Source organism: Scandinavium manionii (genome assembly GCF_024764775.1).
Taxonomy (GTDB): domain Bacteria; phylum Pseudomonadota; class Gammaproteobacteria; order Enterobacterales; family Enterobacteriaceae; genus Scandinavium; species Scandinavium manionii.
In genome coordinates this window covers 50,521-77,074 of sequence record NZ_JALIGC010000036.1, presented here as the reverse complement: position 1 = coordinate 77,074, position 26,554 = coordinate 50,521, and the positions used below count along the sequence as shown (strand labels likewise).

Annotated in this window: 28 protein-coding genes; 18 read left to right on the top strand and 10 right to left on the bottom strand. The window is 55.7% G+C overall.

Annotated elements, in window-relative coordinates; genetic code table 11:
• Positions 1 to 12: 12 nt before the first annotated feature.
• Positions 13 to 993 (top strand): type IV pilus twitching motility protein PilT, encoded by a 981-nt coding sequence (locus tag MUU51_RS08225; RefSeq protein WP_258967566.1) that lies wholly within the window; start codon positions 13 to 15, stop codon positions 991 to 993.
• On the opposite strand, the gene MUU51_RS08220 is transcribed toward MUU51_RS08225, so the two are convergent.
• Positions 990 to 3,248, bottom strand: a complete 2,259-nt coding sequence (locus MUU51_RS08220; RefSeq protein WP_258967565.1) for an FAD-dependent oxidoreductase — start codon at positions 3,246 to 3,248, stop codon at positions 990 to 992. The two genes, MUU51_RS08225 and MUU51_RS08220, sit on opposite strands and share 4 nt — an antisense overlap.
• Positions 3,249 to 3,315: 67 nt before the next feature.
• On the opposite strand from MUU51_RS08220, the gene MUU51_RS08215 reads away from it, so the two are divergent.
• Positions 3,316 to 4,008 carry an IclR family transcriptional regulator gene (locus tag MUU51_RS08215; RefSeq protein WP_258967564.1) on the top strand — a complete coding sequence of 231 codons (693 nt, stop codon included), beginning with the start codon at positions 3,316 to 3,318 and terminating at the stop codon, positions 4,006 to 4,008.
• A 301-nt stretch (positions 4,009 to 4,309) separates the two neighbouring features.
• Here the strand turns inward: MUU51_RS08215 and ruvX are convergent, their stop codons facing one another.
• The 8 genes from ruvX to metK form a co-directional block, all read right to left on the bottom strand.
• Positions 4,310 to 4,726 (bottom strand): Holliday junction resolvase RuvX, encoded by a 417-nt coding sequence (ruvX, locus tag MUU51_RS08210; protein ID WP_110511944.1) that lies wholly within the window; start codon positions 4,724 to 4,726, stop codon positions 4,310 to 4,312.
• Positions 4,726 to 5,289: a YqgE/AlgH family protein gene (locus MUU51_RS08205; protein ID WP_168927203.1), complete on the bottom strand. Its 564-nt coding sequence runs from the start codon at positions 5,287 to 5,289 to the stop codon at positions 4,726 to 4,728. Before MUU51_RS08205 ends, ruvX begins: the two co-directional genes overlap by 1 nt.
• Before the next feature lie 106 nt (positions 5,290 to 5,395).
• On the bottom strand, positions 5,396 to 6,343 hold the full coding sequence (gshB, locus tag MUU51_RS08200) for a glutathione synthase (RefSeq protein ID WP_110511946.1): 948 nt from the start codon (positions 6,341 to 6,343) through the stop codon (positions 5,396 to 5,398).
• A gap of 25 nt (positions 6,344 to 6,368) precedes the next feature.
• Positions 6,369 to 7,100: a 16S rRNA (uracil(1498)-N(3))-methyltransferase gene (gene rsmE / locus MUU51_RS08195; RefSeq protein ID WP_258967563.1), complete on the bottom strand. Its 732-nt coding sequence runs from the start codon at positions 7,098 to 7,100 to the stop codon at positions 6,369 to 6,371.
• Positions 7,101 to 7,120: 20 nt separating this feature from the next.
• Positions 7,121 to 7,855 (bottom strand): deoxyribonuclease I, encoded by a 735-nt coding sequence (gene endA, locus MUU51_RS08190; RefSeq protein WP_159773977.1) that lies wholly within the window; start codon positions 7,853 to 7,855, stop codon positions 7,121 to 7,123.
• A 95-nt stretch (positions 7,856 to 7,950) separates the two neighbouring features.
• A complete protein-coding gene (locus tag MUU51_RS08185; RefSeq protein ID WP_159773975.1) occupies positions 7,951 to 8,451 on the bottom strand; it encodes a SprT family zinc-dependent metalloprotease in 501 nt (166 codons plus the stop codon).
• A 75-nt stretch (positions 8,452 to 8,526) separates the two neighbouring features.
• On the bottom strand, positions 8,527 to 9,921 hold the full coding sequence (locus tag MUU51_RS08180) for a sugar porter family MFS transporter (RefSeq protein ID WP_159773973.1): 1,395 nt from the start codon (positions 9,919 to 9,921) through the stop codon (positions 8,527 to 8,529).
• Between the two features lie 402 nt (positions 9,922 to 10,323).
• Positions 10,324 to 11,478 (bottom strand): methionine adenosyltransferase, encoded by a 1,155-nt coding sequence (gene metK, locus MUU51_RS08175; protein WP_159773971.1) that lies wholly within the window; start codon positions 11,476 to 11,478, stop codon positions 10,324 to 10,326.
• A 422-nt stretch (positions 11,479 to 11,900) separates the two neighbouring features.
• Between metK and yqgG the strand changes: the two genes are divergently transcribed.
• From yqgG to speB, 4 genes are all read left to right on the top strand, one after another.
• Positions 11,901 to 12,044 carry a small protein YqgG gene (gene yqgG, locus MUU51_RS22245; RefSeq protein WP_445326597.1) on the top strand — a complete coding sequence of 48 codons (144 nt, stop codon included), beginning with the start codon at positions 11,901 to 11,903 and terminating at the stop codon, positions 12,042 to 12,044.
• A gap of 90 nt (positions 12,045 to 12,134) precedes the next feature.
• Positions 12,135 to 12,281, top strand: coding sequence for an acid stress response protein YqgB (yqgB, locus tag MUU51_RS08170; protein ID WP_159758637.1), 147 nt, complete (start codon positions 12,135 to 12,137; stop codon positions 12,279 to 12,281).
• Positions 12,274 to 14,250 carry a biosynthetic arginine decarboxylase gene (gene speA / locus MUU51_RS08165; protein ID WP_159773969.1) on the top strand — a complete coding sequence of 659 codons (1,977 nt, stop codon included), beginning with the start codon at positions 12,274 to 12,276 and terminating at the stop codon, positions 14,248 to 14,250. Before yqgB ends, speA begins: the two co-directional genes overlap by 8 nt.
• A 149-nt stretch (positions 14,251 to 14,399) precedes the next feature.
• On the top strand, positions 14,400 to 15,320 hold the full coding sequence (gene speB, locus MUU51_RS08160) for an agmatinase (RefSeq protein WP_159773967.1): 921 nt from the start codon (positions 14,400 to 14,402) through the stop codon (positions 15,318 to 15,320).
• A gap of 3 nt (positions 15,321 to 15,323) precedes the next feature.
• Here the strand turns inward: speB and MUU51_RS08155 are convergent, their stop codons facing one another.
• Complete coding sequence (locus tag MUU51_RS08155; protein ID WP_159773965.1) at positions 15,324 to 16,535, bottom strand: MFS transporter; 1,212 nt, start codon at positions 16,533 to 16,535, stop codon at positions 15,324 to 15,326.
• Positions 16,536 to 16,963: 428 nt separating this feature from the next.
• Between MUU51_RS08155 and MUU51_RS08150 the strand changes: the two genes are divergently transcribed.
• From MUU51_RS08150 to MUU51_RS08095, 12 genes are all read left to right on the top strand, one after another.
• Positions 16,964 to 17,287 (top strand): Rieske (2Fe-2S) protein, encoded by a 324-nt coding sequence (locus MUU51_RS08150; protein WP_159773963.1) that lies wholly within the window; start codon positions 16,964 to 16,966, stop codon positions 17,285 to 17,287.
• Positions 17,284 to 17,592 (top strand): recombinase-like helix-turn-helix domain-containing protein, encoded by a 309-nt coding sequence (locus MUU51_RS08145; RefSeq protein WP_159773961.1) that lies wholly within the window; start codon positions 17,284 to 17,286, stop codon positions 17,590 to 17,592. The genes MUU51_RS08150 and MUU51_RS08145 overlap by 4 nt, the downstream gene beginning before the upstream one ends.
• A 10-nt stretch (positions 17,593 to 17,602) precedes the next feature.
• Positions 17,603 to 18,625, top strand: a complete 1,023-nt coding sequence (locus MUU51_RS08140) for a Rieske 2Fe-2S domain-containing protein (RefSeq protein ID WP_258967562.1) — start codon at positions 17,603 to 17,605, stop codon at positions 18,623 to 18,625.
• Complete coding sequence (locus MUU51_RS08135; protein WP_159773957.1) at positions 18,625 to 19,374, top strand: SDR family oxidoreductase; 750 nt, start codon at positions 18,625 to 18,627, stop codon at positions 19,372 to 19,374. Before MUU51_RS08140 ends, MUU51_RS08135 begins: the two co-directional genes overlap by 1 nt.
• 14 nt (positions 19,375 to 19,388) lie before the next feature.
• On the top strand, positions 19,389 to 20,177 hold the full coding sequence (locus MUU51_RS08130) for an IclR family transcriptional regulator (RefSeq protein WP_159773955.1): 789 nt from the start codon (positions 19,389 to 19,391) through the stop codon (positions 20,175 to 20,177).
• A gap of 88 nt (positions 20,178 to 20,265) precedes the next feature.
• Positions 20,266 to 21,192, top strand: coding sequence for a VOC family protein (locus MUU51_RS08125; RefSeq protein WP_159773953.1), 927 nt, complete (start codon positions 20,266 to 20,268; stop codon positions 21,190 to 21,192).
• A complete protein-coding gene (locus MUU51_RS08120) occupies positions 21,189 to 22,385 on the top strand; it encodes an NAD(P)/FAD-dependent oxidoreductase (protein ID WP_159773951.1) in 1,197 nt (398 codons plus the stop codon). Before MUU51_RS08125 ends, MUU51_RS08120 begins: the two co-directional genes overlap by 4 nt.
• 26 nt (positions 22,386 to 22,411) lie before the next feature.
• The gene (locus MUU51_RS08115; RefSeq protein ID WP_159773949.1) at positions 22,412 to 23,668 is read left to right on the top strand and encodes an MFS transporter; all 1,257 of its coding nucleotides are present in this window, start codon (positions 22,412 to 22,414) and stop codon (positions 23,666 to 23,668) included.
• Positions 23,669 to 23,678: 10 nt separating this feature from the next.
• Positions 23,679 to 24,209, top strand: coding sequence for a cupin domain-containing protein (locus MUU51_RS08110; protein WP_159773947.1), 531 nt, complete (start codon positions 23,679 to 23,681; stop codon positions 24,207 to 24,209).
• 9 nt (positions 24,210 to 24,218) lie between these two features.
• On the top strand, positions 24,219 to 24,989 hold the full coding sequence (locus tag MUU51_RS08105) for an alpha/beta fold hydrolase (protein WP_159773945.1): 771 nt from the start codon (positions 24,219 to 24,221) through the stop codon (positions 24,987 to 24,989).
• Positions 24,973 to 25,767, top strand: a complete 795-nt coding sequence (locus tag MUU51_RS08100) for an SDR family oxidoreductase (protein ID WP_258967561.1) — start codon at positions 24,973 to 24,975, stop codon at positions 25,765 to 25,767. The genes MUU51_RS08105 and MUU51_RS08100 overlap by 17 nt, the downstream gene beginning before the upstream one ends.
• A 9-nt stretch (positions 25,768 to 25,776) precedes the next feature.
• Positions 25,777 to 26,547: an aspartate dehydrogenase gene (locus tag MUU51_RS08095; protein ID WP_159773941.1), complete on the top strand. Its 771-nt coding sequence runs from the start codon at positions 25,777 to 25,779 to the stop codon at positions 26,545 to 26,547.
• The last annotated feature ends 7 nt before the right edge of the window (positions 26,548 to 26,554 follow it).

Here is a 26,554-nt window from a genome sequence, read left to right as displayed (position 1 = left end):
CAGGATGATGGTATGGATATGCAGGAAATTGTGGCCCTTAGTGTAAAGCATAACGTCTCGGATCTACACCTGTGCGGCAATGGCACCGCGCGCTGGCGGCGGCGAGGACTCCTCGAACCGGCTCCTTTCAGTGCGCCGGAGCCACAAACGCTGCTGCAAAACTGGCTGAGTGAAACGGCGCTGCGGCAATGGGAAAAGGATAACCAGTGTGATTTTGCGGTGCAGACGGACAGCGGCATGCGGCTGCGCGCCAGTGCGTTCCGACATGCGGACGGCGTTTCATTAGTTTTACGGCTATTGCCAGAAATCTGCCCGCAGCTGGCGGAGCTTGGTGTTCCGCCCGCCATCAGCGAACTGTTAGCCGGAGAAAGTGGGCTGATTCTGGTTACGGGTGCCACCGGCAGTGGTAAATCCACCACGCTGGCGGCGATGGTTGATTATCTCAATCATCAGCGTGACGGGCATATTCTGACCCTGGAAGATCCGGTGGAGTTTATGCATCACAGCGAGCGATGTCTGATTCATCAGCGTGAAGTTGGGGCGCATTGCGGATCGTTTTCTGCGGCGCTGCGTGTGGCATTGCGTCAGGACCCCGATGTGATAATGCTCGGTGAACTGCGTGACACCGAAACCATTCGTCTGGCGCTTACGGCGGCCGAAACCGGGCATCTGGTGCTGTCGACGCTGCACACGCGAGGCGCAGCACAGGCCATTGAAAGGCTGGTGGATGTATTTCCGGCTGGGGAAAAAGAACAGGTTCGCAGTCAGCTTGCGGGAAGCCTGTGCGCGGTGCTGTCGCAAAAGCTGCTGCCTGATAAACAGGGCGGGCGTGCGGCGTTGTACGAATTGCTGGTCAACACGCCTGCGGTCGGCAGTCTGATTCGCGATGGCAAAACCCATCAGCTGCCCGGTGTGATGCAGGCCGGGCAGCAAATGGGGATGATGACGTTTACGCAGTGTTTCCAGCAGCGACAGGAAGCAGGCCGCCTTTAGCGAACATTGAGTGAATAGACGGCGGGCAGCGCGCCCGCGGTGGCGATAATTTCCAGCCGCACTTCACGTACGCGAATGGCGGTGGGGAACTCATGCCTGCACACGGAATGATGGTTGTTTTCAACTTCTGCCAGTAACGTTTCATCTGCCCACAGGCGGTAATGGGTGATGCAATGTGGTGTCACCGCGCTGGCATGGCCCATCTGCACGGTTTCCATCGCGTTGTCGAAATCGTTGTCCTGCACCAGCGTCAGGCTGTGAATCAGCAGCAGCTCTGGCCAATGCCAGAGAACCGTCGGGGTTTTATCGTTCAGGGCTGGCACCCAGGCGTTAGTTTGCTGTTCCGGGCGCAGGCGACCATTGCGCAGATGAGTTGCCGGATAGCAGTGCAGCGGCGTAGCAAAACGCAGGGCAGGCAGGATCTGATTCGGGTGGCGGCGCGGCAGCCAGAAGTCGAACTCGTCCACGCCGTAGTCGCCGTCGACCACCTGACGAGTGTGTTTTGCGACGCGGGCGTTCAGGCTGTTGAACACGGTCATGATGCCAGGAAGCCGAACGTCGGTAAGCGCAATGTCGATATTTTCCTGTGCGTCGAAGGCAACGAAAACATACTGGTCATGATCGCTTACCCAGTCGAGCTGGCAGCGGTATTCGCCTTCTCCATTTACGCTGAGGCGATGGCTGGCGTAGTGTAACTCCGGCGTGAAGTTGCCAGGGCGTAGACTGCCCAACAGCGTGATGTCCAACATCTGCGGGTTTTGGCTGCGTAAGGTGAATGACAATTCCGACAGCGCTTCCCCGGTTTTCACGGGCAGCAGAAGCGCCATTCGTTCGCGCAGAGAGTGCCACGTACCGTTCGGGGGAAGCTCTCTCAATTGCAGTTCGCTGCTGACGCTGATTTCAGCGCCAAGGGCAGGGTCATCCAGCCACTGGCGCGGGATATAACAGCCCGATTCCTGCAAACGCTGCTGAAGCTCGCCGATGCGTTGCTGGCCCGCCAGCGCTTTTGGCGTAATGACGTGCTCATGACAGAGTGCTGCACCTGCGCCAGCCACTTCGCCGAGTAGCCCGCAGGTGCACATCACGCGGGCGCTGCCGAAGGCGACGTGGGAGGCGGAAATCAGTCGCCCGGTCAGGAGCAGGTTATCCAGCGAGCGGCTGTAAAGGCTGCGCCACGGGATGGTGTAGGTACCTTTACTGTGAAACTGACGGCAGCCGTCGTGGGTGCTGTACACGCCATCGGCGGGATGTAAGTCTATCGACCAGCCGCCGTAGCCGACGGCGTCATAATGATCGCGCTGTTCGACAATGTCCTGCTGAGTCAGCAGATGATCGCCCATAAAGCGTCGGCTTTCGCGCTTGCCGGGCACCGAGCCGACCCATTCGATAGTCATGTTGGCGGCTTCAGGAAACTCGCCGGAATTTTTGATGTGATCCCACACGCCCCAGACGATTTTCCACAGCTCCCACTTGATGGTTTCGCTTTCATAGACGGTATCAAGGCGACCCCCCCATTCCAGCCACCACAGATCGCAGCCGTTCAGCGTGGACGTGAGCCGCTTATAGCGTGGGATGTCGGTTATCTCTTTTAGCGCAAAAGAGGGCGGGACAAAGTTGACCGGACCCTCAGTCCTTTTGGTGTAGAAATAGATCGAGTGCCCGAGTTTGTGACCGAAATTGTCGCCCGGGGCCATCTTTTCGCCCAGCTCGCTTTCTTCCTCTGCGCCTTCGCGGAATTCAGCGCCTGCCAGATAGCCGAGCACACCGTCACCGGTGGCATCGCAAAACTGCGAGGCGGAAACCTGGTAGAAGGTTTCATTAATGGCGTTGAAGGCGCTGACGTTCGTAATGCGGTTATGCTCTTTTTTCACCTCATACACGGCGGTGTTGAGCAGTAACGTCAACCCTGGCTGGCTGCGCGCCATATCCAGCAGCACCAGGTCGAACATCACCGGGTTACCTTCTTTATTGCGCCACAGGTTTTCCTCCATGATTTCACCCATGATGCCGCCTTCTCTCGCCCAGCGGTTGTTGTTGCCCATATGCGACGTCGCGCCGTTGGCCCATAATCTGACTTCGCTCGACGCGTTGCCGCCGAGAACCGGACGGTCCTGAATCAGGATAACCTCCAGCCCGCGACGTGCGGCCGCGAGGGCGGCGCATAGCCCGGCCAGACCGCCTCCGGCCACGACAAAGTCAGCGTGCAGTGGTTGCACAGGAAAGGTTCTGTTGTCACATGGCGGGTAGATATTCATTACCTTGTATCCTTTTGAGCTGGCGCTAAAATCATTGCTTTATAATCCTGTAACGGATGGAGCGTTAATGTCCTCTCAACCGAACCAAAGCCTGATCGATGGCATCCGCTGTCTGCAATATCTGGTTTCCAGCGGCCGGGCCATTGGCTGTCGTGAATTGGCGCGCCTGATGGGGATCAACACCACCCGCGTGAACCGACTGCTAATGACCATGGCGTCGGTAGGCCTGACCATGCAGGACGAGCAGCGACGCTATCTTCCAGGGCCGGGCATTCATGCACTGGCCGCGCAGGCCATTCGCGGCTCCGCGCTGTTTTCCCATGCGCTGCCGATCCTCGAACGCGCAGCCCCTGGCGATCTCGTCGTGGCGGTGGGCGTTCTTTGGGAGGACCAGGTGATTTATATCTGGCACTCCGAGCCGGGCAGCAAGATGAGTCAGGCGCTGGCCGGTTTCCATATGCTGCCGGCCTGGCAGTCGGTCATCGGTATGTCCCTGCTGGCTGACGAAAGCGACGAAAGTCTTCAGCAGCGTTTCAGTCCGGAGCAGTGGCAGCAGCTGGCACCTCATCTGCAGCAGCAGCGTGAAAAAGGCCACGTGGTCTGGCATCACAGCGATGGCGAAGTCTCCATGGCACAGCCTTTGGGCGAACATTCCGCCGCATTAGCGTTCGCAGGTATGTGGAACCCGGAACCCGCCGAGGTGGAACGTCGCCGGCAATCGCTGCATGAGCTGGCACGGATGCTCATTAAACCTTCATGATTTGATGTGTTTCTTTTATAGAAACGGTTAATGATATGCAAAAAATGCAGTCATAATCTGTGAGTGCGATCGCGAGATTGACGCCAGAAACATAAAATTATTTATGCAGTATTTAATATTTATTTGAATGGGGCGGAACAAATCAAATTTGTTTAGAGGGAAAAGACTTCATTAACGCTAATGTTATATCGATGTTGAAAATGAATCGGTTAATATAAATTACTTTTACATTCTCATCATTATTTGCTTGCCGGGTCTACAAAATCCAAAGAACCTGTAGGCCCGGTCAGCACTGGGCAAGTCAGAATCCCTGTTCGAAAAAGCTTTCCAGAATCACCACCGCGGAGGCGGAATCCACTTTCCCTTTGTTTAGCGCCCGGTAACCACCGTGCTCGAACAGGCCAGCGCGTGCTTCTACGGTGCTCAAACGCTCATCGTGAAGGATAATTTTTACGCCGAAGCGACCGTGAATTTTATTGGCAAAATTACGCGCGCGTGCGGTAAGCGGCTGTTCGGTGCCGTCCATATTCAGCGGCAGGCCAACCACTACAGCTTCCGGTTGCCACTCTTTGAGTATCTTTTCGATTGCGTTCCAGTCCGGCGTACCGTCCTGCGCTTTTAGCGCACCAAGAGGACGCGCGGTGCCCGTCACGCGTTGTCCGACTGCGACGCCAATGCTGCGGGTGCCGAAATCAATACCAATCAGGGTTCCGCTCATCAGGCGTGTCCCGCCACGCCAGGCATGGTCTGAATATCAATGCCAATCAGACGAGCCGCGTCGCGCCAGCGATCGGCGATCGGTGTTTTGAACAGAATGTTGAGATCAGCCGGGGCGGTCAGCCACGCATTTTCCAGGATTTCCTGCTCAAGCTGGCCTTTTTCCCAGGAGGAATAACCCAGTGCGACCAACACTTCCGACGGCTGTTCGGCGGTGCCGATCGTTTCGAGCACGTCGCGAGACGTGGTGATGACCGTGTTGTCAGATATGCGGATACTCGAGGCGAACGACGAAGGTGGCGTGTGCAGGATAAAACCGCGGTCTTCCGCAAGTGGGCCACCCAACATCACCGGTTTGTCGAGGCGGATCTCCGGATCGCGTGGATCAGGGGTGATTTTCAGCTTTTCCAGAATCCCTTCAACCTTCAGATTTTCCATCGGTTTATTAATGATGATCCCCATCGCTCCGTCATCATTGTATTCACAAATGTAGATCACGGCGCGGCGAAACATCGGGTCCTGGAGAGCAGGCATGGCAATAAGAAAGTGGTGCTGTAAATTCATTGTCAGAGGTTCTGTTTCCTGGTTTAAAAAGCAACAACGGCCAGTATGCGGGCAAACCAGGGCGCTGTCGAGCGAAGGCGGGATTGCTCCCGCCTAAGAAACGGAATTACTTGCCCAGACGTTTTTCGATAGCGTCCATCAGCATCCCGGTGATGGAGACAGGGAATTCGGCTTCGATTTCGCGAATGCAGGTTGGGCTGGTGACGTTAATTTCCGTCAGGCGATCGCCGATGATGTCGAGGCCAACGAATATCAGACCTTTCTCTTTCAGCGTCGGGGCTACTTTGCGGGCGATTTCCCAGTCGCTTTCAGAAAGCGGACGCGGTTCACCACGGCCACCTGCGGCTAAGTTACCACGGGTTTCACCGCCCTGCGGAATACGCGCCAGGCAGTACGGCACCGGTTCGCCGTCAACGACCAGCACGCGCTTGTCACCGTCTTTGATGGCAGGGATATAGTTCTGCGCCATACAATAACGGTTGCCAAGCTCGGTCAGGGTTTCGGCGATGACGCCCAGGTTCGGATCGCCTTGCTTCACGCGGAAAATCGACGCGCCGCCCATGCCGTCCAGCGGCTTGAGGATGATGTCGCCATGCTTTTCCCAGAACGCTTTCAGCTGCGCCTTGTTGCGGGTCACCAGCGTTTCCGGCGTCAGGTCGGCAAACCAGGCGGTGAACAGCTTTTCGTTACAGTCACGCAGGCTCTGCGGTTTGTTAACGATCAGCGTGCCTTTCTCTTCAGCGCGCTCAAGGATGTAGGTCGCGTAGATGTATTCGGTGTCGAACGGCGGATCTTTACGCATCAGGATGACATCCAGATCGGCCAGCGCCAGATCCTGTTCACCGTTGAAGGTATACCAGCCGTCATAATTCTGCTCAACGCTCAGCAGGCGCGTTTGCGCCCGCGCTTCGCCGTTGTTCAGATAGAGATCGTTCATCTCCATATAGTGGAGTTCGTAACCACGACGCTGCGCTTCCAGCAGCATAGCGAAGCTGGAATCTTTCTTGATGTTGATCTTCGCAATGGGGTCCATCACGATGCCGAGCTTGATCATTACTCTTCTCCTGTAACGCGAGTTTTTAGCCCAGATCGCCAAAACGCACCTGCAGCGCGGTAATGGCGGTGAGCGCAGTGGTCTCAGTACGCAGAACGCGAGGTCCCAACAGAATATCAGTAAACGCATAGCGGGCGGTCATGGCAATTTCATCTGCCGATAATCCGCCTTCCGGGCCGATGAGCAAGCGCACGCGCTCAACGGGTTGCGGCAGCGTGTTGATGCTGGCGCTGGCGCGCGGATGCAGGTTGAGCTTCAGCCCGCTTTCCTCTTCTGCGCACCACTGTTCCAGCGTCATCGCCGGGCGAATTTCCGGGACCACGTTACGCCCGGACTGTTCGCAGGCGGCGATGGCGATTTTCTGCCACTGCTGGAGCTTCTTGTTCAGTCGTTCAGCATCCAGTTTAACGCCACAGCGCTCGGAAAAGAGTGGCGTAATGAGGCTTACACCGAGTTCGATCGATTTCTGGATAGTGAATTCCATTTTTTCGCCGCGCGACATCACCTGCCCGAGGTGAATGTGCAGCGGCGATTCACGATCGTCGGTCTCGCCGCTCAGCACATTGACCCGCACGCTCTTTTTATCCGCCTGAATAATTTCGGCTTCAAAGACCTGATTGCTGCCGTCAAACAGCTGAATGGCCTGGCCTGCGCCCATGCGTAGCACGCGGCCTACGTGGTTGGCTGCGTCTTCGCTCAGGGCAATCTGGCTGCCCGCGGTAATAAACTCAGGATGATAGATGCGGGGAATGCGCATAGTCTCAAGATTTCCGGATATCAGTTAACGTTTGACGCTAGTGTAGGGTAGCTCTTTTGCGCCTGGCAAGCCTGCTGGACGTATGGGTTGTGATTCCCTTGTACCCGGGCGATGCGCTCGTCACGCGTACACTCCCAGGCGCTGACCGGATACTGTTTGTCCCATGCGGTGAACAGCTGCGTTTGCTGGCGAGAAAGCGGGAGTTTGTACTGGTCGCGCATATAGAAGTAGGTGCGGGCGATGGCCCCGCGTGCGCGCGTCGGCGGTTCAGCGATTTTGTCTTTAAAATCGACCTTCATTGAACACTGGCCGTACTGGCCTTCGCCGCCGTTCCACTGGCTGTACATAAAGTTGTTCCGATCGCCGTTCACTTCCCCGACTGCGGGCTGCAGATTATGCATGTCGCTTTCGATTTTGCGATATACCGGATCTTTGGCGCAGTTTTTACGTCCGCCGTCCTGCCAGCACTGCATCAGATGACCGAATTGCCAGGCAGGCATCACGTGTTCCCACTCGACGCGACTGGCGCGGGTTTCATTTTTACGCACTTTATAACCGCAAGATTCCAGGTCGATTACGCCTTTTTTACCCTGCCAGTTGATTTTACAGCCGCAGTAAAAATCGCCGGGAACGTCAGCGTTGACCTTCACACCGGCGGTTTTTGCCTGTGAAAAACTGTTGATACCGTTGGCCAATGCCTGGCCTGAAAGGGCGGTGGCAATAAAAGCCAACGCCAGAAGAGATTTACGGGACATCACGAACTCCGTGTCAAAACGAGCCCGCAACGTAGCGAATGCTGTTGCCAGATGCAATCAGCTAGATCAGAAAAACTTCCAGTAGTTTCCGAAGGTTACTTTTCAGCCACCAGAGGATCGCCGCAGTGCACGCAGCGATAAACGGCTTCGCCGCGCAGAACGCGATTGTGGCGGCGTACGGTGAGCTGATGCTGCTGACAGCCGCAGCGATAGGGAAAGGTATTTTTGCGCACGGATTCCAGTTCGAACTGGTGTGTGCGGCGGGCGGGGACGCCGAGTACGCTCTCCATCATCCACTTCCACTCTTTTCCGTGCGGGGCCACGCGACCAAAGCGCTTCCAGACCAGTAAATGCGCCAGTTCGTGCGGCACCACTTCGTCAATGAACGCCTGCTGATTTTCCATCAAAAGCACGGGGTTTAGGCGGATTTCATAGCTTTCCAGCCAGGCCGTGCCTGCGGAAGTGCCGCGCTGTTGCCAGGTCAGTTTCGGCTCAGGGTATTCGCGGCCGAGCTTCAGATTCGCCTGGGCGAGTTTTTCCCGCAGGCTGCGCATAACGGCTTGCTGAATGGCGATGGGGAGGCGAGGGGTTTTCATAACGCAGAAGGATAAAGCCGGGAAACGGGGAGTGCAAGAGAAGGCTTCCCTCCTGGCGGAGGGAAGCCCGGGAACTTAGTTATGCGCACCAATCTCGCGCAGACGACGGCCTTTCATCAGGTTGCGTTCGATGTGCTCCAGCGACACGTGTTTGGTTTCTGGAACCAGCCACAGGGTCAGGACGATGAAGAAGAGGTTCAGCCCGCCGTATACCCAGAAGGTGTTGGCGTTGCCGAGCGAGTTCAGCATAGTCAGGAAGGTTGCACCGACAATCATGTTGGCAATCCAGTTGGTCGCAGTAGAGCAGGTGATACCAAAATCACGTCCTTTCAGCGGCTGGATTTCCGAGCACAGAACCCAAATCAGCGGACCGGCACTCATGGCGAAACCAACGATAAACATCAGCAGCATCGCAACCGCAAAGTACTGCGCGCTCGGGGTATGGATGCCGTTGTGCATCATGGTACCCAGCACGCCCATACCGACCGCCATCACCAGGAAGCCCAGTACCAGTGTCGGTTTACGGCCCCATCTGTCCACCAGACCGATAGCAATAAAGGTCGCCAGCACGTTGGTCAGACCGACGATAACCGTACCCCACATCTGCTCGGTCGTGTTGGTGTAGCCCGCCAGTTCGAAGATTTTTGGCGCGTAGTACATGATGACGTTCATTCCGGTGAACTGCTGCATGACCTGCAGCAGCACGCCAAGGAATACCGCGCGACGGAAGTTGCTGTTCTCTTTAAACAGCGCCCAGCCGGACTGTTTGATCTTCAGGCTTTCGCGGATCTCTTCCAGCTCCTGTTTCGCTTCGGCGCTGGTATCACGCAAGCGTTGCAGGACGCGTTCGGCATCGTTAAAGCGACGTTTAGCGGCGTACCAGCGTGGGCTGTCCGGCAGGAAGAACACGCCAATCAGCAGCAGGACGGCTGGGATAATGATAACGCCGAGCATCCAGCGCCATGCGCCGCTATAACTGAACGCCGTATCGGACAGATAGGCTGCGAGAATACCGATGGTAATCATCAGCTGATACATCGAAATCATGCTGCCGCGAATTTTCTCGGGCGCGATTTCAGACAGGTAGAGCGGCGCGGTGTAGGACGCTACGCCGACGGCGAGGCCGAGCAGCACGCGTGACATCAACAGTATTTCTACGTTCGGCGCAGCAGCGGAGCACAGCGACCCGAGCACGAACAGAACCGCACCAATCATTAGGCTCTTTTTACGCCCAAGACGATAGGAGAGCCAGCCGCTGCCGACGGCCCCGACGGCGGCACCGAACATCATCGAGCTGACGACCCATTCCTGAGTGTGTGAGTCAATCTGGAAATCATGGGCGATAAACGGCAGCGCGCCGGCAATCACACCGATATCAAGGCCGAACAGTAACCCCGCCAGGGCTGCGAGAAAACAGACGAAGAACGTTATCGCCTTGTTGGAATATCCCTGTTTTTTATTGTCAGGCATTATGCCCTCCAGTTGGATTATTAATCTCATCAATATAAAGGTTAGGGTAGGAGGGCATGAAAAGATGTGAGATAAATCACATTGGTGTAATCGGTTACACAAGTGTCATGTTATGTAAGTTAAATAAATGATTATAAATCAGTAGGATAAATATTGTATTGAGGAGATAAAAATACAGGTTTCAGACTTTCCTGAAATATAATGTAACGACAGGCAATCTTTCATCATGCAAAGCGAATAATCTTAAAAATAAGCAATGAATCCAAATGTAATCGCTTTCATTAAAATGAAGTCGAAGTTTTTTAGTATAGGCAGAGCGAGAGAAGAGGGACGGAGTTTTGTGCAGGAAAAAAGACAAAAGGCCAGCACGAGGCTGGCCTTTGACGAGGAAAAGCAACGGTTTTATTTCAGACCGGCAGCTTCACGCAGCACATCGGCTTTGTCGGTTTTTTCCCAAGGGAAATGTTCGCGACCAAAGTGACCGTATGCCGCGGTTTCTTTGTAGATTGGGTGCAGCAGGTCCAGCATCTGAATCAGGCCGTATGGACGCAGGTCGAAGAACTCGCGTACCAGTAGGGTCAGCTGCTCAGTCGGTACTTTTTCAGTGCCGAAGGTTTCGACCATGATGGAAGTCGGCTCTGCAACGCCGATAGCGTAGGACACCTGAATTTCACAACGGTCAGCGAGGCCTGCAGCAACGATGTTTTTCGCTACGTAACGTGCCGCGTACGCTGCAGAACGGTCCACTTTAGACGGATCTTTACCGGAGAACGCGCCACCACCGTGACGAGCCATGCCGCCGTAGGTATCTACGATTATCTTACGACCGGTCAGACCACAGTCACCCATTGGGCCGCCGATAACGAAGCGTCCGGTTGGGTTGATGAAGAATTTGGTTGCGCTGTTCAGCCACTCGGTCGGCAGAACCGGCTTGATGATTTCTTCCATCACTGCTTCCTGCAGGGATTTCTGATCGATATCTTCAGCGTGCTGAGTAGACAGAACCACCGCATCGATGCCGACGATTTTGCCGTCGTCATACTGGAAGGTCACCTGGCTTTTTGCATCCGGGCGCAGCCACGGCAGGGTGCCATTTTTACGCACTTCAGCCTGACGCTGCACCAGACGGTGTGCGTAGGTGATTGGCGCTGGCATCAGCACGTCGGTTTCGTTGGTGGCGTAGCCAAACATCAGGCCCTGGTCGCCAGCACCTTGCTCAAGCGGGTCAGCACGGTCAACGCCCTGGTTGATATCCGGAGACTGCTTACCAATTGCGCTCAGTACCGCGCAAGAATTGGCATCAAAGCCCATATCGGAATGCACATAGCCAATTTCGCGCACCGTATTACGGGTGATCTCTTCGATATCAACCCACGCGCTGGTGGTGATTTCACCACCGACCATAACCATGCCGGTTTTAACGTAAGTTTCGCAAGCAACGCGTGCTTTAGGATCCTGCTCGAGGATCGCATCCAGTACGGCATCAGAGATTTGGTCAGCAATTTTGTCTGGATGCCCTTCAGATACGGACTCGGACGTAAAGAGGTGTTTTGCCATGTTTTATTTCACCTGGAAAGAATTTGGTTAGCGCAAACTGTTGTAGAAAAAGACTTTGATAGACGTTTCGACCAAAGGCTGCAGGTAAACCTACTAACAGTCTGGGTGTTAATCAGTATAGATGGATTAACATCTGGATGGCTATTTTAGGTCAGATATTCGCCCGATTTCCAGTTTTTTTTGAGATAGGTCTCACCTGAGTCGCTTTTGTGCTGGAAATTTTTCCTGACAGCGGTGGAAGAATGCGCATTTTTATTTTGCTTTTTACCCCGGTTCTCGGTATAAAACGCCGCGCGCGGCTCTCCTAAAAAGCGCACGACGAAATCCGTCGTGTCGCCACTTCCAGCCGGGTTAAGCAGTGTAATTTTTGGCTTTGGCTTGTCGCTGGCCCCGAAAGGTTGGCGTGGAGGTGATACGACATAATGAACCAGCGTTTTTTGCAGACTCAGTCATGCCATTCAGGCGTGCGTTTATACCCCGCAACCTTTTTCTCTTCGATAAATACCTGCCGAAGTTATTCCCATTCGGGCACATCTCAGGACTCCAGGGCCGGCAAGGCGCTGTGATAATGGGACTTGGGCGCTCCTGATCGTAAGGGGTTTTCTCGTGGTTTCTCCGGCGGTCCTACAAACCCCGGGCCTATGTTTTACAATTATATGAACATGAAACCGGTCGCGCAGGCGGACGTTCAGCATACTCTGCTGGAACAGACGGCTGTTTATGGGTTGTTATCGCTTTATAACATTGCGATAGTAGTCAACTGTTTTACACTTTCGACAACATTTGAGGTTCGCTATGTCTGACGACATGTCTTTTTCTTCCCCTTCGTCAGCCGGCGAGCAGGGTGTACTACGTTCCATGCAGGAGGTGGCAATGAGCTCTCAGGAAGCCAGCAAGATGCTGCGGACTTACAACATTGCCTGGTGGGGCAATAATTACTACGACGTGAACGAACTGGGCCATATCAGCGTTTGTCCCGATCCTGATGTGCCAGACGCCCGCGTAGATCTCGCTAAGCTTGTTAAAGCTCGCGAAGCGCAAGGACAGCGACTGCCTGCATTATTCTGTTTCCCGCAGATCCTGCAACATCGCCTGCGTTCGATTAACGCCGCGTTCAAGCGTGCGCGTGAATCCTACGGCTATAAGGGTGACTACTTCCTCGTTTACCCGATCAAGGTAAACCAGCATCGCCGCGTGATTGAGTCCCTGATCCATTCAGGCGAACCACTGGGTCTGGAAGCCGGCTCCAAAGCAGAACTGATGGCGGTTCTGGCGCACGCCGGTATGACCCGCAGCGTTATCGTCTGTAATGGTTATAAAGACCGCGAATATATTCGTCTGGCGCTGATCGGCGAGAAGATGGGCCACAAGGTCTATCTGGTTATCGAGAAGATGTCTGAGATTGCGCTGGTTCTCGAAGAAGCTGAGCGTCTGAATGTGACTCCGCGCCTCGGCGTGCGTGCACGTCTGGCTTCTCAGGGTTCCGGTAAATGGCAGTCTTCCGGCGGCGAAAAATCCAAATTCGGCCTGGCGGCAACTCAGGTGTTGCAGCTGGTAGAAACCCTGCGTGAATGCGGTCGTCTGGACAGCCTCCAGTTGCTGCACTTCCACCTCGGTTCGCAGATGGCGAACATTCGCGATATCGCCACCGGCGTACGTGAATCTTCCCGTTTCTACGTCGAGCTGCATAAGCTCGGCGTGAACATTCAGTGCTTCGACGTCGGCGGCGGTTTGGGCGTGGACTACGAAGGAACCCGTTCGCAGTCTGACTGCTCGGTCAACTATGGCCTTAATGAGTACGCGAACAACATTATCTGGGCTATCGGTGATGCCTGCGAAGAGAACGGTCTGCCACATCCAACGGTGATTACCGAGTCCGGCCGTGCCGTGACCGCTCACCACACGGTGCTGGTGTCGAACATCATCGGCGTTGAGCGCAACGAATACACCACGCCAGTAGCCCCGGCTGAAGATGCACAGCGCGCGCTGCAAAGCATGTGGGAAACCTGGCAGGAAATGCGTGAACCGGGCGGGCGTCGTTCGCTGCGCGAATGGCTGCATGATAGCCAGATGGATCTGCATGATATTCACATTGGTTACTCTTCCGGCACCTTTAATTTGCAGGAACGCGCCTGGGCAGAGCAGCTTTATCTGAGCATGTGTCACGAAGTGCAGAAACAGCTCGACCCGAGCAACCGTGCGCACCGTCCGATCATTGACGAGCTGCAGGAACGTATGGCGGATAAGATTTACGTCAACTTCTCGCTGTTCCAGTCTATGCCGGATGCGTGGGGTATCGATCAGCTGTTCCCGGTCTTGCCGCTGGAAGGGCTGGATCAAGTACCGGAACGCCGTGCTGTGCTGCTGGATATTACCTGTGACTCTGACGGTGCTATCGATCATTACATCGACGGCGACGGGATTGCCACCACCATGCCAATGCCGGAATACGATCCGGAGAACCCGCCGATGCTGGGCTTCTTTATGGTCGGTGCCTACCAGGAAATTCTGGGCAACATGCATAACCTGTTCGGCGATACCGAAGCGGTGGACGTGTTTGTCTTCCCTGATGGCAGCGTGGAAGTGGAGCTTTCCGATGAAGGTGACACCGTGGCAGACATGCTGGAATACGTGCAGCTAGACCCGAAAAAACTGCTGACCCAGTTCCGTGACCAGGTAAAACAGACCGATCTTGACGACGCGCTGCAGCAGCAGTTCCTTGAAGAGTTTGAAGCCGGTTTGTATGGCTACACGTATCTGGAAGACGAATAAAACAGGGCACTTGACCCGGTCAAAATTTTGACGATAATTCGCACTATTAAGCAGTAACACGAATAGATCCCTTCCTCGTCGGGCCTAACGACGCGGAGGGGATTTTTTTCATCTTTTTTTCATACACGACGGTTAAAGAGGTCATTTCCATGAGCACTTTGGGTCATCAGTACGACAACTCTCTGGTATCTAACGCCTTTGGTTTTCTGCGTTTGCCGCTGAACTTCCAGCCTTACGATAGCGACGCCGACTGGGTTATTACCGGTGTGCCGTTTGATGCGGCGACTTCTGGCCGTGCGGGCGGGCGTCATGGTCCAGCGGCTATCCGTCAGGTGTCTACCAACCTGGCGTGGGAGCACAACCGCTTCCCGTGGAACTTCGACATGCGCGAACGTCTGAACGTCGTGGACTGCGGAGACCTGGTTTACGCGTTCGGCGATGCCCGTGAAATGAGCGAGAAGTTGCAGGCCCACGCAGAACGCCTGCTGGCAAATGGCAAACGCATGCTGTCCTTCGGCGGCGACCACTTCGTGACGCTGCCACTGCTGCGCGCGCACGCAAAACACTTCGGTAAAATGGCGCTGGTGCATTTCGATGCGCACACCGATACCTACGCGAACGGCTGCGAATTTGACCACGGCACCATGTTCTTCACCGCGCCGAAAGAAGGTCTGATCGACCCAAATCACTCGGTGCAGATTGGTATTCGTACCGAGTTCGACAAAGATAACGGCTTTACCGTATTGGATGCTGCGCAGGTGAACGACCGTGGCGTTGACGATATTCTTGAGCAGGTGAAAAAGGTAGTCGGTGATATGCCGGTGTACCTGACCTTTGATATCGACTGTCTGGATCCTGCGTTTGCGCCGGGCACCGGTACGCCGGTAATCGGCGGCCTGACGTCCGATCGCGCGATCAAACTGGTGCGTGGTCTGAAAGACCTGAACATCGTGGGTATGGACGTGGTGGAAGTCGCTCCGGCTTACGATCAGTCAGAGATCACCGCCCTGGCCGCGGCGACACTGGCGCTGGAGATGCTTTACATCCAGGCGGCGAAGAAAGGCGAGTAAGTCTCAGGCACTTGCCGCTGCTGCGCGACGCATGCGCAGCAGCAGCATGCTGCCGGCAACCAGAGTCACCATCTGCGATGCTACCAGCACCGAAAATCCGGAACTGACCGATCCCGCCGATTTCATCACCATGCCCATCAGAAGCGGAATAAACGCCGCACAGATATTGCCTATTCCATTGATTATCCCATAAGCGCTGCCTACGGCTTGTCGCGGCGCATGATGCTGCACCACTGCCGGTATCGCGGCCCCCTGTAACCCCCAGAAAATATTGGCTGACAGCATAAACAGCGCCAGCAGCGCCGGTTGCTGACTGAGCATCAGCGCCAGTACTGAACAGGCCGTCAGGACTCCACCGATGATAAACAGCAGTGGTGCCTGTTCCGGGCGCATCTTATCGAGCAAGACACCGCCAAGAAATTTAGAGCCCAGGCTGAGCAGAAAAGGGATCGCCGCCAGGAAGCCGGTGGCCTGCAAGGAAAAGTGGTGTTCATCGCGCAGCCAGGCCGGAAGCCAGGCACTGCTGCCCCACAGATAGCTGAGGGTGGCAATTTCAACCAACAGGATCCAGCCGAGGAGAGGGGTATGCCAGGCCAGGAGCAAGGTCTGCTGAAAACCAGGGTTACTGTTTTTCGGCACAGCGACGGGGGCGGGCAGGAAGCGCCAAATCAGTCCACCTCCGAGCACCAGGTTCAGTACCGCCAAACTGTAAAACGATCCCATCCATCCCTGGTGGGCGACTAAAAAAGTGACCAGCGGAAACCCGACGGCCAGCCCCAAAGAGACGCCCAATGCGGTGACGGCATTGGGTTTGCCAATCTGTTCAGCAGCAAAGTTATCGCTGATAAAACGCGTTTTAAGTGAAAACAGCGGACCTTCCGCGATACCCAGAATAATGCGGGCGACCAGCATCCCCATCAGCGAACCCAACAACGGTGAAATCGCGCAGACTACCGCCCAGATAGCGATGCTGGCTAACAATCCCTGTCGGTAATTCCACTGACTTTCTATGAACGGTGTTAAGAGTAATGCCGAAAAACCATAACCCAGAAGAAAACAGGTCATCAGCATTCCCTGTAACATTCTGTTTTCATTTAACTGGAAATGGGCGGCGAAGTCTGGATTCAGTATCATTACTGAAATATTTACCCGATCGATATAAGAAATAATAATTAACAACAGCAATGCTATTGTCCCCTGCCATTTTGTGGTCATCTTTATTCTTTTCTCCCGGTCATCTAACAATCAAAATTGTTATTTTTAAATAGCGGTGATAGTCACGCAGGTAAAATGGTTCACCAGTGAAACTCATTGTTTTAAAACAATAAATTAAATATTGGTTTCACTGGTGAAACGTTATGTAGCATGGCCTTTATCATTTTTAATAACGATCTGGAAAAGAAGTCAATAGTCATTTTCGAAAATTAAATGGCCAGATTAATTTATTCTCATGCCGCGCTTTGAATATCACGACTTCTTCTTTTCGTCCTTTTTCGTGATCGGTTGCACAGTTAGCTCATTAAATAGCGATCGATTAACAAATCCTTCACATTGCCGCTTGACGAAAGAGTGAACGCTTTTATATTGACCGTATTAAATAAGAAACAGAGTTTCATATATGAAACAGAGCCTGGAGGATCGTGATGAGCTGGATAGGCGTATGTGACGCAGAGCAGGTACAGGAAGATTTCCCTTATAGCGGCAACATCGACGGTAAAGAAATCGGCATTTATCTGATTGAGGGGGAGTATTACGCGCTGGAAGACGTATGTCCCCATGCCTATGCGCTGTTAAGCCAAGGTTTTGTGGAAGACGGCAAGGTCGAATGTCCGCTGCATGAAGCGGTATTCGATGTGAAAACCGGCCAGTGTCTGCATGGTCCGGGCGGTCGTAACCTCAATCGTTACCCGGTTCGGGTATTCGACAATCAGATCCAGATTACTTTTATCGAGGAGAGCGTGGCATGAGCGAAACCCTGAACTTCAACCCGGCGCTGCCGGAAAGCCGCCAGTTTACGCCGCCCGCTGAAGGCGGGAATGGCAATATTCATAAGCCCGGCGACTATCACAATCTTATCTGGCAGACCCGTAGCCGCGTCCCGGAAAACTGGGAGCTGCACCTTATCGCCACCCTCGAAACGCTGTTTGAACAGGGAGCGGAGAGCCTGGCGCAACTGGTAGAAGGGCTGAATGCGCTGAAGATGCACGATCAGCAAGGCGAGCCCTGGAGCGAAGCCAGCTTTCAGGCGTTTTTGCAGGTAAACGGTTACTGAGGACACAGCGATGACGACAACGGTACAAAACTATCTTGATAAAGGGTTACGCGGTCTGTGGTATCCGGTTCTGGCAAGCTGGGAAGTGCAATCCGCACCGGTCGGCATTACCCGTCTCGGCGAACAAATTGTGGTGTGGCGTAATAAAGACGGTCAGCTGCAGGCGCTGGAAGACCGCTGCCCGCACCGCGGTGCTCGCCTGTCGATGGGCTGGAACCTGGGCGACCGTATCGCCTGCTGGTATCACGGCGTGGAAGTGGCCGGAAACGGCGAAGTGAAAGATGTTCCGGCGGTGGACAAATGTCCGCTGGTGGGCCAGCAGTGCGTACGCAGCTACAGTGTTCAGGAAGCGCATGGGGCTATCTTCCTGTGGTTTGGCGTCACGGCCGATCAGCCGCCGGAAGATCTCACCTTCCCGCAAGAGCTGGCTGACAGCGATAAATACAGTAATTTCCTCTGCACCGCCGCCTGGAAGTGCAACTATCAGTACGCGCTGGAAAACGTCATGGATCCCATGCATGGCACTTACCTGCACTCCTCTTCGCACTCGATGGCAGAAGGAGAGCGTAAAGCGGAGATGGTACTCCAGCCGACGAAAACCGGTTTTATCTTCGAGAAGAAAGGCCAAAGTGGCGTGAACTTCGACTGGGTAGAGCTGGGTAACAGCGGCGCTTACTGGATGCGGCTGTCTATTCCGTACAAAAAGCGCTTTGGGCCTGGTGGGCACTTCTGGATTGTCGGCATGGTGGTGCCAGAAGATAACGACAACTGCCGGGTCTTTTTCTGGCGTATTCGCGGTGTGCAGGGCTGGCAGCGTGATTTATGGCGCTTTATGTACCGCAACCGCCTGGAAAAACTGCACTGGGAAGTGCTGGAGCAGGACCGCGTAGTGCTGGAAAGCCTCGCGCCCAATGCCCGCGATCACGAATACTTGTATCAGCACGATGTGGGCCTTTCCCGCCTGCGCCGTATGATGCAAAAAGCGGCTAAAGAGCAATTGGCTGCGCGCGAAGAACAGCAGGGAGCCGCCTGATGAACGGGCTGTTAAACGGTAAGCGTCTGGTGGTCACTGGTGCGGCGCGCGGCCTGGGCTTTCATTTTGCCAAAGCCTGTGCAGAGCAGGGGGCTGAGGTGGTGATGTGCGACATTCTGCAGGGCGAGCTGGCGGAAAGCGCCCATCGTCTGCGCGAGCAGGGTTATCGCATCGAATCGCAGTTTATCGATCTGGCTGATGCGCACTCCATCACCGAGGCTTTTCGTGCGATCGGCGAGCAGGGGAAGATCGATGGTCTGGTGAATAACGCCGCGATGGCTACTGGCGTCGGCGGCAAAGATATGATCGATTACGATCCGAGCCTGTGGGATCGGGTGATGTCTGTTAACGTCAAGGGCACCTGGCTGGTGACCCGGGCGGCGGTGCCATTGTTGCGTGAAGGCGCAGGCATCGTGAACGTCGCCTCCGATACCGCATTGTGGGGCGCACCACGGCTGATGGCCTATGTCGCCAGCAAAGGGGCAGTGATCGCCATGACCCGCTCAATGGCCCGTGAGCTTGGCGAAAAGCGTATCCGTATCAATGCTATAGCCCCTGGTCTGACCCGCGTTGAGGCGACGGAATATGTTCCCGCCGAGCGTCATCAGCTGTACGAAAATGGTCGTGCATTAAGCGGCGCTCAGCAGCCGGAAGATGTTACTGGCAGTGTGGTGTGGCTGTTAAGCGATCTGTCGCGGTTTATCACCGGGCAGCTGATTCCGGTCAACGGCGGATTTGTTTTCAACTAAAAAAGCGAGGCGGTATGGCAAACGATCAGGAAGTGAAATACCTGGTGCCGGGGCTGGAGCGAGGACTACAGCTGCTTCTGGCATTTGGCGAACAACATCGCGATCTGACCTTTGCCGAGCTGCACCGGCTGGTCGATATGCCGAAAGCGACCGCCTATCGCGTGGTGCAGACGCTGGAGTATATGGGGTTTCTGGAGCGTAATTCACGCACCAACACCTTCTCGCTTGGGATGAACGTGCTGCGTCTTGGTTTTGAGTACATTGCGTCGCTGGATGTGGCGCAGGTCGGCCAGCCGGTGATTGAGCAACTGCGAGATACCAGTCAGTGCAGCAGCCATCTGGCGATCCGAGATGGACGGGACATTATCTACATCGCCCGCGTCAGCGCCGCCGGTTCACGCATCAATCAGGTCAGTATTGGCACGCGTCTGCCGGTTCACTGTACGTCGCTGGGTCGCATGCTGCTGACCGATGTCTCACGCAGCGAATTTGAAGTGCTGTTTCCTGATGAGCAACTGCCAGGCAACACGCCGGGACAACTCCATGACCGTGAAACGCTGTGGCAGATGGTGCAGCAGGATAAAGCGCGCGGCTATGTGATTGGTGAATCCTTCTACCGTCATGGCATCTCCTCCATTGTCTACCCGGTCTACGATCGCAGCGGTCGAGTGGCGGCGGTAGTGAGCATTCTCGTGCCATCGGATGAGATCCCGCAAACCGACAGGGAACGGCTGCAAAACGACGTCAGCATCGCGGCGGACAAAATTTCTGGCTTTTTAGGTTATCTGTCACAAGCCAGTTAAATCAATACGTTAATGGCAGGCGCTTGATTGCGTCGGGCATGTTTTACGCCCAAATCTGGGTGACAGAACAGTAAAGAGGCTACGAACAATGAGTGTAACCGGAATTGAAAAGCTGGAATTTGGTGTCGACGATCTGAGCCATTGCGCCAAATTTATGCGTGATTTTGGCCTGGCGGGCGATGCCAGCGGCCAGCGCTTTACGACCCTAAGCGGTGCGCGGGTGGAGCTGAACCCGACTCAGAGCCCGGACTTGCCGCCGGCCTTTGAAGCAGGCAACACATTACGCCGTATGACCTGGGGCGTAGCGGACCAGGCGGCACTGGATGCGCTGCGACCTAAGTTGGCACAACAGCCGGCTTTTCGTGAGGTAGACGGCGCGCTGGAGTGTCAGGATCCGAACGGTATGACGCTGCGGGTGCAGGTTAGCCAACAAACCGCAGTGGAGCTTAACGTCGAGCCGATTAACCAGTGGGGCGATGTGCGTCGAATTGATACGCCAAGTCCGGTTTATGATCGTGCGCAGCCTATCAACGTCGGTCATGTGGTGTTTTTCGTCGAAGAGCTGGCAGCGGTTGAAACGTTCTACCGTGAAGTGCTCGGTTTCCAGGTTTCAGATCGCTATATCAACCGGGCGGTATTCCTGCGCTGTGGTGTGCGCGGCGGTCACCATAACCTCTTTTTATTACAGTTACCCAACCGCAAGCGGGGTCTTAATCACGTTGCCTTCACCGTGCGCGATATCCATGAAGTGATTGGCGGCGGTATTGCGATGAACAAAAACGCCTGGAGCACCTTTATCGGTCCGGGTCGCCATCCGGTCTCTTCCGCCTATTTCTGGTACGTCAACAGCCCGACTGGCGGCGCATTTGAGTACTACACCAACGATGATTTCCTGACCGAGAACTGGCAGCCGCGCGAGCTGGAACATTCGCTGGTCTCCTTTACCGAATGGGCGGTGGAAGGCGGCATCGACCACGATACCCGTCGTCAGCAGAAAAAACCGGAGGCGGTATGACGGCGCGGATAGTGATTATCGGCGGTGGTCAGGCGGGCGGCTGGGCGGCGAAAACGCTGCGTGACGAAGGTTACGACGGTGAAATTTGCGTCATTGCTGAAGAGCCGTGGGATTTCTATGAGCGTCCTCCACTGTCAAAGGCGACATTGCTGGAGGTTGAAGCGGCGCTGCCACGGTTGTTTAGCGAGGAGGCCCAGCAAGCGTTAAACCTTAACTGGTATCGCCCTCTGCGCGCTGAATCCATTGATCGTGAAGAAAAAACCATACGGCTGAGTAATGGCGAGCGGCTCGGCTACGACAAGCTGCTGATTGCCACCGGCGGTCGGGCTCGTTTGCCTGGCGACGGATGGGCGAAACACCCGCAGGTTTACACGCTGCGCCACTGGCAGGATGCGCAGCGTCTGAAACAGCGGCTGACAACCCTCTCGCGGCTGGGGATTGTTGGCGGCGGCTGGATTGGTCTTGAAATTGCCGCATCAGCGCGAAAGAGCGGCGTGGACGTCACCGTATTTGAACAGCAACCGGCGCTGTGTATGCGCTCGGTGAGCGGCGACGTGTCGCAAGAACTGGCACGCGTCCATCGTGCACAGGGCGTTGAGATTCGCAGTGGCTGTGGCGCGCTTGAGCTGGAAGAGCGTGATGGTCTGCCGGTTATCCACTGTGACGGCCAGCGTGAAACTTTTGATGCGGTGGTGGTAGGGATTGGCGTTGATCTCAATCTTGAGCTGGCGCATGAGGCGGGGCTGACCGTTGAGCGCGGGATCGTCGTTAATGCGCAAGGCCAGACCACCGATCCAGCTATTTTCGCGGCGGGGGATGTGGCTCAGCATCACCAGTATGGCCTGTGTATTCAGTCGTGGGCATTCGCCCAGAACCAGGCAATCGCGACGGCTAAAGCGATGCTGGATCCGCAGGCTGCGGGATATGACGAAGCGCCGTGGCTGTGGTCGGATCAATATGCGCACAATATTCAGATCCTCGGGATCCCACAACCAGGCAGCCGGACGGTGGTGCGTGAGGATCCCAAAGGGTCGCTATTTTTCTCGATAGACGCTGACGGTCGCCTCAGTCAACTGGTGGCGTTTAACGACCCACGGACCGTCAAACTGGCGAAGCGCTGGATGGCGGCAGGACGGGATCTGTCTGCCGTACCGCTCGATGACCTGACCTTTTCGCTGATGTCATTGCGATAACACTCGCGCACCCTTAAGGGGGAGAGATGACCACATTAGAGACAAACGCCGCGCCGATCGAGGCAAGCGGTGAGGGCGTCCGTACGCCTGAAAAAGCGGTCCGCTGGGCAATTCCGTTGTCATTGCTGGCCTGCGTACTGCTGGCGTTTTTTGACAAGATAAGCATTGCCGCACTGTTTTCCGACAGCCATTTCCAGCAGGCGATGGGCATTGATTTTGACACCACGCGGCTCGGCATTCTGATGAGTGCGTTCTTGCTGAGCTACGGTTTTTCGTCGGTATTGCTGAGCGGATTAGGTGATCGTATCGCCCCGCTGCGCCTGCTCACCGGGATGATGGTGGTGTGGTGCCTCTTAATGGTGATGATGGGCTTCACGCATAACTACACGGCGATGGTCACCCTGCGCATTTTGCTCGGCATCGCCGAAGGGCCGCTGTTCCCGCTGGCGTTCGCGGTTGTCCGCCATACCTTTCCGCAGCGGCTACAGGCGCGCGCGACCATGTTGTGGCTACTTGGTACGCCAGTCGGTGCAGCCATTGGGTTTCCGCTGTCGATATGGCTACTCAACACCTTTGGCTGGCAGAGCACCTTCTTTGTGATGGCAATGCTGACGCTTCCGGTGCTGTTTTTGGTGCGTATCGGGCTGCGCGGGATCCAACTGGAGAACAAAACAGCCGGAGCGAAGGTGTCGCAGGAAGCGCGGCGTGCCGCGCGTCGCGAGCTGTTTGTGAGCCCCCATTTCTGGCTCATCTGCATTTTTAATATCGCCTTCCTGACCTATCTGTGGGGCATCAACGGCTGGCTGCCTGGCTATCTGATCAAAGGCAAAGGTATCCATCTGGAACATGCCGGATGGCTGTCGTCAATGCCGTTTATTGCCATGCTGGTGGGCGAAGTGATTGGCGCCTGGCTCTCTGACCGTGTCGATAAACGTGCCGCCGCCTGCTTTATTTCGTTGGCCGGGGCCGCCGTGGGTCTGGTCGCCGTGATGCACTTGAGTACGCCGCTGACGATCATTACGGCGATGAGCTTTAGCACCTTCATGTGGGGCACAGGTGCACCCAACATCTTTGCGCTGCTGGCGAAGGCGACTCATCCCCGGGTCAGCGCCACCGCGGGAGGTATTTTCAACGGGCTGGGAAACTTTGCAGGCGCTCTGTCGCCAGCGGTGATGGGGGCGCTTATCGCCTTCACCCACAGCATGGATTCCGGGATGATTTTTCTGGCGGTGATGGCGGCTGTGGGCTGCGTCCTGTTACTGCCGCTGCTGAGACGTTACTGAGGATAAAACGATGACTGATTCAACCGTAACTGCAAAACAGGGTATCAAACCAGAGCATCTGACGATGGAAGAGTGGGTGGAGTCGCGTATCGCGCGCTTTGAAGGACGTAAATATGACTGGAATGCGCTGAAATTCCAGGCCGATTTTGACCCTAAATATCGTCGCGCCCAGATGCGTTATATCGGTACCGGTGCTACTGGCGTTGCCAGCGACACCAATACCGTCGCCGCAGATAATTTCACTTTCTCCACCATGGTGCTGCCATCGAAATGCGAGGGGCCGCTGCACCTGCATGATGACGTGGAAGAAGTGTTTTTCATGCTCAAAGGGCAGATAACGCTGATGATTCAGGACGGTGACCGCTATACCGAAACCGTGCTGCGTGAGCGTGACCTGATTTCTGTACCGGCGGGCGTCTATCGTGGGTTGTTTAATCACGGTGAAGAGGAAGCGCTGATGTGCGTGATGCTGGGCACCAGAAAGCCGAATATCCCAACCTATCCGGAAGATCATCCTCTGTCGAAAGTAAAACGTCATTAAGGAGGCGGTATGACGGGTTTTCGTGAACAAGGGCATGGCACACCGCTGATGTTGCTCCACGGTATCAGCTCCGGTGCAGCCTCCTGGCATAAACAGATGGGGCTGGCCGGTTTCCGTGTGCTGGCCTGGGATATGCCCGGTTATGGCGAAAGCCCGATGCTACCGGGTAAGCATGCTGATGCGGGCGAGTATGCCGATGCACTGGCGATGATGCTGGACCGCGCAGGCGTTCAGCAAGCGGTGCTGGTGGGACACTCCCTTGGCGCGCTGGTTGCCAGCGCCTTTGCGGCAAAGTATCCCCAGCGTGTGCTGCACCTGATTTTAGCCGATGCCGCTCAGGGCTACGGCCAGGCGGAGCCGGAACAGCGGGAAAAAGTCTGGCAGGACCGTCAGCAGCAGATGGCGCAGGGAACGGACGTGCTGGCGCAAACCCGGGCGGCGAGGCTGCTGCATCCGTGTGCGCACGAGGCGGACATCGCTACTGTCGCCGCTGGCATGCGCAGGCTACATCGCGAGGGCTATCTGGCTGCGGCATGGATGCTGGCGCACGACGATATTCACCGCTGGCTGGGCGATTATCGTGGCCGGTTTGAGCTGTGGTGCGGCGAACAGGACGCAATTACTCAGCCAGAACGGGTTCATGGTCTGGCGCTGCGTTATGGCATGCCATACACCCCGATCCCGCGTGCGGGACATGCCAGCTATCTCGATAACGAAACTTTTTTTAATCAACAGCTTTTACGGGTAGGGGAAGAGGTGCGCGATGAATGCACAAATTGAAGGACGTGTAGCGGTAGTCACCGGAGGATCGTCAGGGATCGGCTTTGAAACGCTGCGTCTGCTGCTGGGTGAAGGGGCGAAAGTCGCCTTCTGCGGCCGCAACGCTGACCGACTGGCTAGCGCTCAAGCGGCACTGCAAAACGAGTATCCCGGCGCGGATATCTTTTCTTATCGCTGCGACGTGCTGAAAGAAGAAGAGGTACAGGACTTTGCCGCTGCGGTGGCAACCCGTTTTGGCGGTACGGACATGCTGATCAATAACGCCGGGCAGGGCTACGTGGCGCATTTTGCCGACACTCCGCGCGAAGCGTGGCTGCACGAAGCGGAGCTGAAGCTGTTTGGCGTGATTAACCCGGTGAAGGCCTTCCAGCCGCAGCTGGAGCAATCGGATATTGCCTCCATTACCTGCGTCAATTCGCTGCTGGCGCTGCAGCCGGAAGAGCACATGATTGCCACCTCCGCCGCCCGTGCGGCGCTGCTTAATATGACGCTGACGCTGTCCAAAGATCTGGTGGGGAAAGGCATTCGTGTTAACTCCATTCTGTTGGGGATGGTGGAGTCCGGGCAGTGGCAGCGACGTTTTGAAAACCGCGCGGACAAGAATCAGACCTGGCCCGAGTGGACGGCGGATATTGCCTGGAAACGCGGGATCCCGATGGCGCGTCTCGGTAAGCCGCAGGAGCCTGCACAGGCGCTGCTGTTCCTCGCTTCGCCGCTGGCGTCGTTTACCACCGGCGCGGCCCTGGATGTCTCCGGCGGTTTTTGCCGTCACCTGTAAGGAGGGGAGATGAAAAAAATCATGCTGATTGGCTACGGTGCCATGGCGCAGGCGGTGATTGAGCGGTTGCCGGCGCAGGTGGCATTAGGCTGGATTGTTGCGCGTGAAGCGCATCATGCGACGATCCGCACCCGCTTCGGTGATGCGGTGAAGGTGCTTGATGATCCGCAAACCTGCACGGAAAACCCGGATTTGGTCCTTGAGTGCGCCAGCCAGCAAGCGGTTGCGCACTATGCTGAAGCCATTCTCGCGCGCGGCTGGCATCTGGCGGTTGTCTCCACGGGAGCATTGGCCGATAGCGCACTGGAACAGCGCCTACAGCAGGCAGGTGGCAGGTTGACGCTGCTGTCAGGGGCGGTGGCCGGTATCGACGGGCTGGAAGCGGCGAAAGAGGGCGGTCTCGAACGGGTGACTTACCAGTCGCGTAAAAGCCCTGCCAGCTGGCGCGGTAGCTACGCTGAAATGCTGATCAACCTCAATACGGTCAGCGAAGCGACAATCTTTTTTGAAGGCAGCGCCCGTGAAGCGGCACGACTGTTCCCGGCAAATGCCAACGTTGCGGCGACGGTAGCGTTGGGCGGCGTCGGTATGGACGACACCCGCGTACAGCTGATGGTCGACCCGGCGACTCAACGCAACACGCACACACTCCATGTCGAAGGGGGATTCGGTGAATTCCACCTGGAGCTGAGCGGCTTACCGCTGGCCAGCAACCCAAAAACCTCCACCCTGGCGGCGCTGAGCGCAGTACGCGCCTGCCGTGAACTGGCACAACGCTGAGAGGCTG